The sequence below is a fragment of the Bradyrhizobium sp. BRP19 genome (genome assembly GCF_020194195.1).
In the GTDB taxonomy this organism is placed as follows: domain Bacteria; phylum Pseudomonadota; class Alphaproteobacteria; order Rhizobiales; family Xanthobacteraceae; genus Bradyrhizobium; species Bradyrhizobium yuanmingense.
Genome location: NZ_JADYVZ010000008.1, coordinates 169,613 through 182,696 on the forward strand (window position 1 = coordinate 169,613; position 13,084 = coordinate 182,696).

Sequence of the window (13,084 nt, forward strand, 5' to 3'; positions counted from 1 at the left end):
CGCGCCACCTGCCGCTGCACGCAATCCTGTCGATGTCAATTTGTGGTCCCGGCGCGCTATACAGCATTCTGATGTACTTTGGGTTGAAGGGGGCGTCGGCGGCATACGGGGGAGCGTTCGCCAACGGCTCGCTGCCGATCTTCACCATTCTGCTAGGATTGCTTGTCGCACGGCGCGTGCCGTCCCAGCGGCAACTCATTGCAGTTCTCATTCTGCTCGTCGGCGCAGTGCTCGTTGCCATTCCGGGCATGCGCGCCGGCGGCAACAGCGTGGCATCGGCCATCGGGTTCTTCCTCGCAGCGTGACGATGCCGCTTCCGTTCGGATTCGTCGCGTCTGTGCGCTCAGTGCTGCCGCTCGCTACCTACCTCGCAGACATTTCACGGGCGCCAGGCTGCGAGCATGTAGCGTATCGTCGAAACCTTCTGCAGGGCGGACCGCTAGATCAGATTGGTCATTCTCAGTAGAGCCTCGTACGGTATCCTTCTTCCATCGTCTTCTCGGCCTCTTCGACCGCGATGGCGACAGTCTGCTCGGCGATGATCCGGCCGAGCGTCGGGAAACTGTTGCGCTCGACCTGAGCAGCCGGATTCCAGAGCTTCGAGCGCATCAGCGCCTTGCCACAATGAAAATAGGTCTCCTCGACATGGATCTTCAGCCCGATGATTGGGACCACGTTCTGCACCGCGAGCGGCGTCAACAGCTCGGCATCCTGCGAGATCTCGGCGCGGCCATTGACGCGCAGGGTCTCGTTGATCCCCGGCACCAGGAAGATCAGGCCGATGCCAGGGGAAGCGATGATATTGCCGAAGGTGTCGACGCGGTTGTTGCCACGCCGGTCCGGAATCAGCAGCGTCTTGTCGTCGAGCACGGCGACGAAGCCCGGCGCGTCGCCGCGCGGGCTTGCATCGGCATGACCGTTGCCATCGCTGGTGGCAAGGACGAGGAACGGGGAAAGCGCGATGAAGTCGCGACAGAACCTGTCGAGATGGCTGAGAACCTTCTTCTCGGCGAGCGGGCTGAGCTGCCCGAAATGCGCGCGCAGATCCTCTTGCGTCTTGACCGGCGGCTTGCCGCCTGCACCCTTGCTGCCCAATCGCGAACCTCCCTTTTTGCGGTGAGTTTCCTTCTTTCGGCTAATTGGCCTCGATGCCGCACCAGCTCGCGGTGAACAGCGCAAGCGCCTTGGTGACGCGCTTGACCGAGGCGAGATCGACGCGCTCGTTGAAGCCGTGCGCGCCTTCCATCGTGGCGCCGAAGCAAAACGCAGGCACGCCAAAATCGAGACCATAGAAGCGCGCATCGGTCAGTGCGGTTGACGAGAAGCTGGTCAGCTTGCGGCCGAACACATGCTCGTAGACCGGAGCGAGAACCGCCTCGCTTTCCTGAATCTCCGTCGCCTCGTAGCCCGGCGACAGGAAGCCGGACCAGACGATCTCCGGCGGATTGTTGGCGAGGAATGGATGCGAGCGCGCCGCCTTGGCTACGAAATCCACGATCTCGGCCTGGGCGTCGGCGACCTTCCAGCCGGGCAGCACACCAATGCGGCAATCGACATCGCACCAGGCGGGCACACTGGAGGCCCAGTCACCGCCCTTGATGATTCCAGGATTGAAGTTGAGCGGATGCTCGACCGATTTGAACGAGGGGTGCGTCTTCGCGCGCTCGTTCCATTCGGCCTCGAGACCTTCGAGCTTCTGGATCAGGTGGATTGCAGCCTTGATCGCATTTGAGCCGGTGCCGGCGCGTGCGACATGGACTGGTATCCCGCGCACTTTCAGGCGGAACCAGATCACGCCGACCTGGGCACGCATCAGCTTCTCGTCGGTCGGTTCGGGCAGGATGCAGACATCGGCACGATAGCCGCGCTGAAGTGTGGAGAGCGCGCCGAGTCCGGTGCTCTCCTCCTCGATCACCGATTGCAGGTGGATGCGGCCCTTGGGCCTGTAGCCCGCGGCCTTGATCGCATCGAGCGCGTAGAGCGCCGAGATTGTACCGGACTTCATGTCGCCGGCGCCGCGACCATAGAGCCAACCGTTCTCGACCACCGGCTGAAACGGTGGCCGCTCCCACATGTCGAGCGGACCTGCCGGCACGACGTCGCAATGGCCCTGAAGGATCAGTGAGCGGCCCTCTTCCCTGGCCGGCCGGCAGGTGCCGACGACGGAGCGGGCACGCGAGAAATCGGTCTCGACCGGACCATAGCCCGGCAGCGCCTTCAGATCGTCCTGGTTGATGACCCAGTCATCGACCTCGTAGCCGCGATCGCGCAACAGCTTTGCGAACATGTCCTGACAGGGCGCCTCCGCCGCGCGCGTGCTCGGGATTGCCGTGAACGCGATCGTGGTGTCGATCTGCTCGTCGAAGGCGGCATCCACAGCGGCCTCGATGCGCTCGCGCGCGCCGGCTGGAAGGGGACGGCTGTCGGTCATGAACTCATCCTCGCTGTCGGTAGTGCGCCGGTCACGCTGGCAAAGCCCGGCTGGTCGAAGAAATCGCGGCCCGGGATCGCATCGAGCAGCTCGCGTGTGTAGGCGGCTTGAGCGGCCGTGAAAACGTCCGCGGTCGCGCCCTCTTCAACGATGCGCCCCTTCTGGAGCACGATGACGCGGTCGGCGATCTCGGCGGCGATCCGCAGGTCGTGGGTGATGAAGATCATGGCGAGCTTCATCTCCTGCCGGAGCTCGGCAAGCAGCGCCAGCACCTGAGCCTGGACGGAAACGTCAAGCGCCGACACGGCTTCGTCGGCGATGAGCACGCGCGGCTTGAGTGCCAGTGCGCGCGCAATACAGATGCGCTGGCGCTGGCCCCCAGAGAATTCGTGGGGATAACGATCGGCGGCGACGGCGTTGAGGCCAACTCGCACCAGCAGCTTTCTCGCCTGCTCCATCGCTTCCGTGCGCGACGTGCCAAAGGCCATTGGTCCGCGCGCAATGGCATCGCCGACCTTCTGGCGCGGATCGAGGCTCGCAAACGGATCCTGGAACACGATCTGGAGCTGTTTTCGCGCCTGGCGGAGCGCCTCGCCGCGGAGCTGGCGCAGATCCTGGCCGTTGAAGCGGATGGCACCGCCATCCGGCTCGGTCAAACGCATGATCATGCGCCCGAGCGTCGACTTGCCGGACCCGGATTCGCCGACGACGGCGAGCGTCTCGCCCTCGTACAAGGTCAGCGAGATGCCGTCGGCCGCGACGACCTCGCGCGGCGGCTGCAACAGGCCGCGCTTGACCCGGAATGTCTTCTCAAGACCGATAACTTCGAGCAGCGGTGTAGGATGGACCGCGGTGCGGCGGATCTCGTCGAGCCGCGCCTTCGGAACGGCATCGATCAACTCGCGGGTGTAGTCAGCCTTAGGACTGCGCAGGACTTCCTCGACCGTCCCCTGCTCCACCACCTTGCCGTGACGAAGCACCACGACGCGGTCGGCGACATCGGCAACGACGCCGAAATCATGGGTGATCAACAGCACGCCCATGCCGCGGTCGCGTCGGAGATCGTCGATCAGGCGCAGGATCTGACGCTGGGTGGTGACGTCGAGCGCTGTGGTCGGCTCGTCAGCGACCAGGAGTGCCGGACGGTTGGCCATCGCCATCGCGATCATGACGCGCTGGCGCTGGCCGCCGGACAGCTCGAACGGATAGCTCTTCTCAAGCAGCTTTGGATTTGGCAGCCCGACCTGCGTCAGGAGCTGCTGCACGCGTTCGTGCACCTCAATTGCCGACGGCACCGGCTTCTGGTGGGTGAGGATCATCTCCTCGATCTGCCTGCCAACCCGCTTGAGCGGATTCAGCGAGGACAACGGCTCCTGAAAGATCATCGCGGCTTCGCCGCCGCGCAGGCGTCGCAGCGCCTGCCGGTCGAGCTTTGCCGGATCTTGTCCTGCGACAGTCACGGCGCCCGCGGCAATATTGACGCTCTTCGGCAGCAGCGACAGCACCGCATGGGCAATCATCGACTTGCCCGAGCCGGACTCGCCGACGAGACAGACGACCTCGTTGGGCTTGACCTGGAAGGAGACGTTCTCGACCGCGAACGGGCGATCGCCGCCTTCGGGCAGCGCGATCGAGAGCCCCTCGACCGACAGAACGGGTGCCTTGGCTTGCACGGCCTCGCTCATGACCGGCGCCTCGATACACGCGGATTGAGCACATCGGAGAGACCTTCGCCGAACAGGTTGATGGCAAGCACGGTGATGAGGATCGCGAGCCCCGGAAACACGCTCATCCACCAGGCATTACGGATGACGGTGCGGCCGGCTCCGATCATGAAACCCCAGGACATCAGATTGGGATCGCCAAGGCCCATGAAGGACAACGCGCTTTCGAGCAGGATGGCGGTGGCGACCGTCAGGGAGGTCACGACCAGGATCGGCGAGATCGCATTGGGCAGGATATGGCCGAGCACGATCTGCAAGGTGCCCTCGCCCTGGCACAGCGCGGCTTCGACGAATTCACGATTGCGCAGACGCAGGAACTCGGCGCGGGTGAGGCGCGCCAGCGGCGGCCAGCTCACGGCACCGATGGTCAGGATGATCGTCAGCAGCGACGGGTTGAAGGTCGCGACCAAGAGGATCGCAAGCACGAAAGCGGGGATGGTCTGAAACAGCTCGGTCACCCGCATCAGCACGAGATCGACCTTGCCGCCGAAATAGCCGGAAATTGCGCCGATCGTGACGCCGATCACCATAGCCGCCATGGCCGAGGCGATGCCGATGACGAGCGACACGCGGGCACCATAGGCAACGCCGGCCGCAACGTCGCGGCCGAGCGTGTCGCCGCCGAGCAGCAGGCCGTCCTCGCCGGGCGGCGTGAACGGCGCGCTGACCATTTCCCAGGGCGAGACCGGAAAGACGGTGGGCGCGATGAGCGCGATGACGACCACGACAAGCAGCACTACGAGGCCGACCATGCCGCTAGGATGACGCAGGAAGGCGCGAACCGCATCCATCACGCAGCTCCTGTCGTCATGCGGGGATCGATCAGCCTGTAGATCAGGTCGGTCAGCAGATTGAGCACGATGACCACGATCGACAGAATGAGAAAAATGCCGAGCAGCACGGGATAATCACGCTGGAGCAGCGCATCGAAGGTCAGCCGGCCGAGGCCCGGCCAGGCGAACACCGTCTCGATGACCACGGCGCCGCCGACCAGCGCGCCGGCCTGCATGCCGGCCACGGTGACGACGGGCACCAGCGCGTTGCGCAGCATGTGGCCGACCACAATGCTGGGCCCGGACAGGCCCTTGGCGCGCGCGGTCTTGATGAAGTCCTGCTGGGCGACCTCGATGATCGAGGATCGCATCAGCCGGGCATAGATCGCGAGATAGATCGCCGCCAGCGAGGTCACCGGCATGATCATGTGCTTGGCGATGTCGAGCGCATGCTCCAGCGGCGAGAGCTTGACGTTGATGGTCTCGTAACCGAACGGCGGCAGCCAGCCGAGTGTCACGGAGAAGACCAGCACCAGCATCAGCCCCAGCCAGAACACCGGCGTCGCATAAAGCACCAGCGACAGCACGGTGAAGACCGTATCGAGCACGCTGCCCGCCGCCAGCCCCGCGAGCGCGCCGAGGGTCGTGCCGATCAGCAGCGCGAGGCAGAAGGCCGTCACCGTCAACAGCAGCGTCGCCGGCAGCCTTTCCAGGATGAGATCGACCACCGCGCGGCGCTGGCGGTAGGAATAGCCGAGGTCGAGCCTGACGACGCGGCCGAGATAGCTTGCGAGCTGCACGGCGTAGGGCTTGTCGAGCCCATATTCCTTGCGCAGATCTTCCAGCAGCTTCGGATCGGACGCGCCGGATTGGCCGGCCATGACCTGGGCGGGATCGCCAGGGGCGGCCCGCACCAGCACGAAGTTGAAAGTGGCGATGACGAGGATGACGGCGACGAGCTGGGCAATCCGGCTCAGTGCCATCAGCCCGATCGTCGCCGCGCTGCCGAGACGGATCACGATTTGTAGACCGACCCGAAGGTTTCGTGCGAGCCGATGCCGGTCGACACGATGTTCTTGAACGCCTTGTCGTAGATGATGGGATATTCGAGCTCCAGCGTCCAGGCGACCGGCACGTCCTCGACCAGGATCTGCTGCACCTTTGAATAAAGCTCCAGTCGCTTGGCCTCGTCGAGCGTGACCGCGGCCTCGTCGAAAAGCCTATCGACCTCAGGGTTGGAATAGCCTTCGGTATTCGAGAACAGGATGCCTTTCTTGATGTTCGACGACACGTAAGTGCGGGAGACGCCGAGCGCGGGATCGCCGAGCTGGTAGAGCAGGTTTTGGGTCATCTCATAGTCCCAGTTGCCGACCTTCTCGGCCCAGCCGGCCATGTCGGTGCCGACGAGGACGAGATCGATGCCGACGCGGGCAAAACTCTGGCGGAAGAACTCGCCGGCGCGCTGATAGGATTCGCCGTAAGGCGGCACGATGTATTTGATCTCAGCGCGCTTGCCGTTGGTGTCGGGCTTCAGCCCCATCTCGTCGAGCAGCGCCTTGGCCTTGTCGATCGAATAGTCGTAGCGCTTGACCTTGCCGTCGTAGAATTTCGTCTTGGACGAGATCGGCCCGGTCGCCACCTTGGCGCTGCCGAAATAGACCCGCTTGGCGAGCGCGTCGCGGTCGATCAGGTGCATCACCGCCTGCCGGAAGCGCTTGTCGTTCATCGGCGCGATACGGTTGTTCATCTCGAGCCACTGGTGCGGCGCGAAATACTCATAGCCCTTGGTGGTGACTTCGAGGTTCTTCTGCGCCTTGAAGCGCTGCACGTCGAAGAACTCGACGTCGGTCCATTGCGCGAGTTGCACCGTGCCGTTCTCCAGCGCCAGCGCGCGCGATGCCGAATCCGGGATGATGCGGTAGATGATCTCATCCAGGTGCGGCTGGTCCTTCAGATAGTATCCTTCATGGCGCACCAGATGGACATGCGAGCCGCGCACCCATTCCTTCAGCTTGAATGGGCCGGTGCCGATCGCCTTGTCGTTCAGCGGGTTCTTGCGGTAGTCGGTGCCTTCATAGATGTGCTTTGGCACGATCGGCGCCGAGGTGCAGTCAAAGCAGCCGAGGAACGGCGCAAAGGGCTGCTTCAGCTTGAACACGACGGTGAGCGGATCGGGCGCCTCGGCCGAAGCGACGCGCGCAAAATTCTGCCGCGCGCGCGGATGCGTCTCGGTCAACACCTTCATGCAGCTGAACACGACGTCCTCGGACGTCATCGGCTTGCCGTCGTGGAAGGTGATGTTGGGAAACAGCTTGAACGTATAGGTCAGCCCGTCCGGCGAAATCTCCCAGGACTGCGCCATGCCCGGCATCGGCTTGAGGTCAGCGCCATATTTGAGAAGACTCTCGTAGATCTTGCCGCCGAGCGTCAGCGTCGGCTGCTGCTGGTTGAAGGCGGTGACCAGCAGCGGCGGCTCGGGCTGGATGATGGTGTTGAGTGTTCCACCGCGGGTCTGGCCGGCCGCTCGCGTGATGCCGAAGGGGATAGCGGCGCCGGCGGCCAGCATGGCCTGGGTGAATTCGCGTCTGTTCATCGAGCTCTCCGTGTCGCATATCGGCGTGAGAAGGACCTCGCCAGATGCCGTATTCGGCTTTGACGAATCTGGCCGGCGCGAGCATTGTTGCCAAACGCCCTGTCCCGCGCTACCTGATCGGGGACAAGAACCATCGCGATCGGGCCATATCTGGCCCGGAAGATGCATAAGAGCCTTGCAGAAAAGGACTTGGATCGGGAGTTCACGACACGTGAAAGTCGTAGCGCGGCGAGATGTGACTGGCGAATTGCGCACCTGCAGCAAACAGGAGGGCCCCGCAGCGGCCGCCAACTATGCCGGACAACTTCAGACGATCGCGCGGCCGGTCGCCGCGATGACCGCAACTTATCCAAACGAGAGCACCAGCACGCGGCACGCGCATCGGCGCGACCAGTTCATCCTGCAGATCACCGGCGTCACGGCGATGATGACCGAGCGCGGTCATTTCGTGGTTCCACCCGGGCATGGTTTATGGATTCCGGCTGGCGTTGTACATCAGTCGCGCGCCTGGGGTGAAGTCGAGGCCCAGACGATCTATGTCACGCCTGATCGCCGACGAGGAACGTCGGAGACGTGCCGCCTGATTCGTGCATCCTCGCTCGTCGAAGCCCTGATGGACGAGGCGGTGCGGATGCCGCAGACCTACGACCAGGACGGACGCGACGGCAAGCTTCTCGAACTCCTGCTCGCCGAGATCTCACACATGCCGGAGGTGACGCTTCACGTGCAGGTGCCACCGGACCCCCGCCTTGCGGCGATCTGTAAGGCAGTGCTTGGCGACCCCTCCTCGGACCTTACGCTCGACGACTGGGCAGACAAATACAGCCTCAGCCGGCGAACGCTGACGAGGCTGTTCCGCCGCGAGACCGGTCAGAGCTTTTCAATGTGGCGACAACGCGTGCGGCTCCTGGAAGCTTTGGCACGCCTGGGCGCAGGCGAACCCGTCACATGCGTAGCGCTGGACGTGGGCTATGACAGCCCGAGCGCATTCGCCGCCATGTTTAAGCGCGAGCTAGGCGCTGCACCGCGGCATTATCTTCGCTGGACAGATCAAGAAGTCGTGCTGCGCTAGTCGCTAGCGACGACGCCGGTTCGTCGAGATGAAAACCGCGCTGAGACAGCCATCTTGTAGTAATGGTGGTCGCGCCAGCGCGTGCCTTCGCCCGGAGCGGGGACCATCTTGCAGCAGAACCATGATGTGTCATCGCGCGCTGAAGCGTACAGGCGCCGTGATGGATCGCCTGGCGCCTGCCGGAGGTACCGGCGAGGCACGGTGCACCAGCGCGATCACCTCTCGTCGAGTTCAGCCGAGCCTGCCGAACCGGCGAGGCTTGCGGAGAGCACATTGCCTCGAGGTCGTTCACTCCGTAGACGATGTCGTCCGATTGATCCATAGTCTTGCAATCGAACGACTTGTGTTGCGCCTTCGCGTGCTTGCCGGCGCGGCGTCGAACTGCTGAAGCAGCGTCCGGTGGTTCGGCGACATCGGGGGTAGAATGACGAGACTTTTCCGGCGAATGCGATGGTGTCAGAGCGGAAGTCGGTCGAGGAGGCTACGATGTTCGTCGGATTTGAGAAATAGCGGCGCGCGACGGGCTGGAGGTACAGCAGTGATATGCGCCATGGTCCGACACGCAATTGTGCTGGCGGCGGCTTTTGCCGCTGCCTTAGCACCTGCCACATGCTTTGGCGAAAGCAGCAAGCCGTTGCCCGCCAAGGCGACGCAGGAATTGCCGGCCGAGCTGCTCGCGCTGCTCGAACAGAAGAAGATGCCGAAATATTCCCCTATCCTTGTGCGTCTTTTCAAGGACGAGGCAGAGCTCGAAGTCTGGAAGCAGGACACGGCCGGCCGTTTCCAATTGCTGAAGACCTATCCGATCTGCCGGTGGTCGGGCGATCTCGGGCCGAAATTGTACGAGGGCGACCGACAGGCTCCGGAAGGGTTTTATACAGTTACGCCTGAGTTGATGAACCCCAACTCCAATTTCTATCTCTCGATCAACCTCGGCTATCCGAACAGCTTCGACAGGGCAAACAAGCGAAACGGCAGCTTCCTCATGATCCACGGCGACTGCTGGTCGAGCGGTTGCTATGCCATGACGGACGAACAGATCAGCGAGATCTATTCGCTGGCGCGTGACTCATTCCGCGGCGGCCGAACATCGTTCCAGGTCCAAGCCTATCCGTTCCGCCTGACACCGGTGAATCTGGCGCGCCATCGAAACAATCCCAACCTGCCCTTCTGGGAAATGCTCAAGGTCGGCAACGATCATTTCGAGACGACACAGCTCGAACCCAAAGTGGATGTGTGTAACCGCCGCTATGTGTTCGATGCGCAACCTTCCCCGAATTCGCCGCACCCTCTCGTGTTCAATCCGATCGAGAAATGCCCTCCCTTTGTCGTCAATCCGGAAATCGCGCGAAGGGCGCTGGAAAAGCGGCGCGCCGACGAGCGCGCGTACGCGCAATTGCTTGAAGACAACGTGCCAGTTGCCCCGATCTACAGCGGATTCGACGGCGGAATGAACAAGGCTTTTCTCGCACGGTACCCGGGCAGGGTGACGCTTGCGAAAGTGATGCCATATGCATCGTACCTGCCGCAATTGCCACCGATCCCCTGGACCGACAATGATGGTTCGTTGACGAGCAAATGGTTTGGTACCTGGTCCTCCAGATCGTCTGTGTGTGATACGGCGCGTGCCGGCTTCCCATCGCGCCAGTGCTGAACACCTGTTGCAACTCAACAGTCCAGAGTGTTGTCTCGCTCCCATTGGGTCAGATGGCGTGCGTAGTCGTTCCACTCCTCATGCTTCAGCTTGAGATAGGCGGGTACGAACTCCCCGAGATGATCCCGCAGCACGCTTGAAATGTTCGAGCGCTCGCAAGGCATCGAGCAGATTCATCGGGAGCCGCTTGGCCGAGGTCACGGTGTGCCTGAAGCTCTCGCGGAACCTGCGGAGGCCCGACCGATTGGCCGGGCGCATGCATTAGCAGCAATCGCTCTGTAGGTACGGCAATCGCTCTGGCGCAGCAGCAGACCCGATCCGCTAAATCATCGGCCGACATCCAAGCGGACGGAGAAAAACGATGATCTGGAAAAACATTGTCAGTCCTCGTGTGATCGCACCGGCTTCTGCGCGCTGGTCCGCAAAGTCTGTTTTTTGCTCGAAGACGGCTGTGACCGTGTCCGACATCGCCAGCATTCTTCAGAACCTATTTTTGGACCTACGCGATAGCTACCGGCCCGAGCTGCACTACATGCGTGGTCCTGGCCCGAAATGGCGGACCAAGCATCAGCCTTGGCCAAAATTCGCTTCTGAAGGTGTATTGGCGGTGGTGCAGCACCGGACTGGGCAGCCCCAACGCAGTGGTCGAGCTGACGCCCTAGGTAAGAGTGGCCGATCGTCTTTTGAAGGTTCTCTGTCCAGAGAGAGCTCCGCGATTGCTAAGCGTCAGAACGTAAGCGGCTGCTCGTCTGCTCCCCTCAAGGCGGGCTTCGCCAGCTGCAGCGTTCGCGTCAGCTCCGGACCAGAAGCGAACTGAGGTCCTGCGAACGGTACGCATCGGGGATGCTGCCGTCGGCAAGCTTTGTCGCAGAAACAGACAAGGCGGGAAGGATTCGGGAAAGACGCCCAAGTTGTCCTGCCCAAGATTTACCAACTCTAGATCACGAGGTCCCGTCCTGCCCAAGTTCCCCCGCGGCCTTGCCGGCTCCGCATCCATAGTCGCCGCCATGAAGACGGTTGCCGGCCTTCCGCCAAAGTCACGTGCGAGCTTTGCCAATGGCCGATGCGTTCGCGGCACCTATACCCCATCGGACCAGGCGAAGGAGATCACGAAATCCTGTAGCTTCACCAAGCCTTCGCGCCTCCTGGCGCGCTTCTCGGTGGCGGAAGGCCCAGACACCAACTACCTGTTATTGCGCGGATTCAGCTTCCGGCTTGGCAGCGATGGCGAGCGCTCGGATATTTTAACCCAGAGTGCCCCGGTTCATTTCGCGAGGACCCCCGACCAGATGCTGGCTTTCCTTCGAGCACGTACTCCAGGACCCGACGGCAAGCCGGATCTGGAAATGGTCGAGACATTTTCAGTTGCCAATCCCGAGACGCTGCATCAGGCAAGCTACATCGCCGCGCATCCGCCTGCCGCAAGCTTTGCCTCAACAACCTATTGGGGCGTGCACGCGTTTCCCGCGACCAATTCAAGAGGCGAGACAAGGTTCATCAAGTTCAAGGTCACACCAGTCGGCGAACAGGCGGCGAGGCGCAGGGCCGCAGCCAACGCAAAACCCACCGAGCTGCTGCACGACCTCGAATCCCGGATCGCGACTCGCGATATGAGGTTCAGTGTGATGGCGCTGCTGGACCGTCCGGGCGACCCGGTCATGGACGTGACCGTCCGATGGCCCGATGAGGACGGACGCGAAGCGGTACGGCTGGGAACGATCGTGATCACTGGTGTCGAAGAAAATGATGCCTGCGACGAACCCGTGTTCAATCCGGCAACTCTGGCCGAAGGAATCGGTCATCCGTTGGACGAGATGTTTGCGCTGCGTCGCGCCGCTTACGCTATCTCGCAGGCAACGCGTCGCTGAGCGAAAAGGCTTCTGCCGGGGCTCCGATCACTTCTTGCTTTCCGGTGCACCCTGCGCCTCGCGGCGCCACGTTCCCGGGCTGACGCCGACCACAGACGAAAACACCCTCGTGAAGTGGCTTTGATTGGCGAACCCGGCCGATATTGCAATTTCCGACAGCGACAGGTCGCGAACCGTCATCAGTTGCTTGGCCGCCTTCACACGCTGGCGCAGCAGCCACTGGTGCGGCGGCAGGCCGGTGGAGATGCGAAACGCGCGCGAAAAGTGGCTGATCGAAAGATCGAACTCGGCCGCGATTTCCTGCAACGAAAGCTTTCCGCCGAGATCGGACTCCAGCCTTTCGCAGACGCGCTTGACCTGCCACGGCGCAAGGCCGCCGCGATTCGGTTCAGTGCAAGGACGTAGCCCGCCGTAGGCCTGGGCGACGTGTGCGGTGAGCGCGAGCATCATGTGATCGATGAAAAGCTGGTTCGTCTCGTCTGGTCGACGCAGCGCTTGTTGCAATGACGCGCCGATATGACGGACGACCGTGTCGTCATGGCCTACGCCGAGTTCACAGGCAAGCTGACCGACGCGCGGCATGCGGGGCTGCTCAGTGAGAGCGTCGAGCGCCGAGCGCGGCAAATAGAAAAACAGGGAGTGGAACGGCTTGTCGATCACGTAGCGCGGATCGCGCTTGAGATCGTACAGATAGGTCGCTCCCGCGGGAACATCCGCTTTCATCACGCACTTGCCATTTTCCCAGAGTTCGCAGTCGGGATAATCGTGAAGTTTGAGGCTGACGACGAAAGCATCCTCCGCGGTAAAGGAACCGGAAAGACCCGGCACTGGATTGTCATCCCGGGTTTCGGTGACCGCGAGCTCCACCCCGCGCAGCGAACTCGTTATCAGCGAGGGCGGCGCATCCTTCAGATGCAAAAACCGCCCGAGCTTCCGGCCGAAGGCGCTCGCCTGGGTCATAGGATAACT

General features: G+C 62.5%; 12 protein-coding genes and 2 pseudogenes. 5 read left to right on the forward strand and 9 right to left on the reverse strand.

The annotated features are described in order from the left end of the window. Positions 1–26 precede the first annotated feature (26 nt). Entirely contained in the window at positions 27–305 is a 279-nt protein-coding gene (locus I6F36_RS23990; RefSeq protein WP_338076614.1) for a hypothetical protein, read from the forward strand. 154 nt (positions 306–459) lie between these two features. Here I6F36_RS23990 and I6F36_RS23995 read toward each other — a convergent pair whose 3' ends face one another. The 6 genes from I6F36_RS23995 to I6F36_RS24020 are packed head-to-tail and all read right to left on the reverse strand — an operon-like array spanning position 460 to position 7,521. Then, positions 460–1,095 (reverse strand): pyridoxamine 5'-phosphate oxidase family protein, encoded by a 636-nt coding sequence (locus I6F36_RS23995; protein WP_036008074.1) that lies wholly within the window; start codon positions 1,093–1,095, stop codon positions 460–462. Positions 1,096–1,135: 40 nt separating this feature from the next. Then, positions 1,136–2,431 (reverse strand): ArgE/DapE family deacylase, encoded by a 1,296-nt coding sequence (locus tag I6F36_RS24000; protein WP_036008078.1) that lies wholly within the window; start codon positions 2,429–2,431, stop codon positions 1,136–1,138. After that, entirely contained in the window at positions 2,428–4,116 is a 1,689-nt protein-coding gene (locus I6F36_RS24005) for an ABC transporter ATP-binding protein (RefSeq protein WP_036008080.1), read from the reverse strand. Before I6F36_RS24005 ends, I6F36_RS24000 begins: the two co-directional genes overlap by 4 nt. Next, positions 4,113–4,946, reverse strand: coding sequence for an ABC transporter permease (locus I6F36_RS24010; RefSeq protein WP_036008084.1), 834 nt, complete (start codon positions 4,944–4,946; stop codon positions 4,113–4,115). The genes I6F36_RS24005 and I6F36_RS24010 overlap by 4 nt, the downstream gene beginning before the upstream one ends. Continuing rightward, complete coding sequence (locus tag I6F36_RS24015; protein ID WP_225114620.1) at positions 4,946–5,947, reverse strand: ABC transporter permease; 1,002 nt, start codon at positions 5,945–5,947, stop codon at positions 4,946–4,948. Before I6F36_RS24015 ends, I6F36_RS24010 begins: the two co-directional genes overlap by 1 nt. Beyond that, entirely contained in the window at positions 5,944–7,521 is a 1,578-nt protein-coding gene (locus I6F36_RS24020; protein WP_225133261.1) for an ABC transporter substrate-binding protein, read from the reverse strand. The genes I6F36_RS24015 and I6F36_RS24020 overlap by 4 nt, the downstream gene beginning before the upstream one ends. A 211-nt stretch (positions 7,522–7,732) precedes the next feature. Here I6F36_RS24020 and I6F36_RS24025 point away from each other — a divergent pair, with 211 nt between their 5' ends. The 3 genes and pseudogenes from I6F36_RS24025 to I6F36_RS24035 all read left to right on the forward strand — a co-directional run bounded on the left by I6F36_RS24025 (position 7,733) and on the right by I6F36_RS24035 (position 10,247). Further along, positions 7,733–8,593 (forward strand): helix-turn-helix domain-containing protein, encoded by an 861-nt coding sequence (locus tag I6F36_RS24025; protein WP_109142911.1) that lies wholly within the window; start codon positions 7,733–7,735, stop codon positions 8,591–8,593. Between the two features lie 426 nt (positions 8,594–9,019). Then, positions 9,020–9,103 (forward strand): annotated as a pseudogene (locus I6F36_RS24030) (nitroreductase); the annotation flags it as partial. A 40-nt stretch (positions 9,104–9,143) separates the two neighbouring features. Continuing rightward, positions 9,144–10,247 carry a murein L,D-transpeptidase family protein gene (locus tag I6F36_RS24035; RefSeq protein ID WP_036029291.1) on the forward strand — a complete coding sequence of 368 codons (1,104 nt, stop codon included), beginning with the start codon at positions 9,144–9,146 and terminating at the stop codon, positions 10,245–10,247. 14 nt (positions 10,248–10,261) lie between these two features. Here the strand turns inward: I6F36_RS24035 and I6F36_RS24040 are convergent. Together I6F36_RS24040 and I6F36_RS24045 are read right to left on the reverse strand one after the other, a co-directional pair. After that, positions 10,262–10,454 (reverse strand): annotated as a pseudogene (locus tag I6F36_RS24040) (type III glutamate--ammonia ligase); the annotation flags it as partial. A 114-nt stretch (positions 10,455–10,568) separates the two neighbouring features. Beyond that, positions 10,569–10,724, reverse strand: a complete 156-nt coding sequence (locus tag I6F36_RS24045; RefSeq protein ID WP_225130242.1) for a hypothetical protein — start codon at positions 10,722–10,724, stop codon at positions 10,569–10,571. 530 nt (positions 10,725–11,254) lie between these two features. Here I6F36_RS24045 and I6F36_RS24050 point away from each other — a divergent pair. Then, positions 11,255–12,115, forward strand: a complete 861-nt coding sequence (locus tag I6F36_RS24050) for a catalase (RefSeq protein ID WP_225172305.1) — start codon at positions 11,255–11,257, stop codon at positions 12,113–12,115. A 27-nt stretch (positions 12,116–12,142) separates the two neighbouring features. On the opposite strand, the gene I6F36_RS24055 is transcribed toward I6F36_RS24050, so the two are convergent. Then, positions 12,143–13,075 carry an AraC family transcriptional regulator gene (locus I6F36_RS24055; RefSeq protein ID WP_225148541.1) on the reverse strand — a complete coding sequence of 311 codons (933 nt, stop codon included), beginning with the start codon at positions 13,073–13,075 and terminating at the stop codon, positions 12,143–12,145. Positions 13,076–13,084 lie beyond the last annotated feature (9 nt).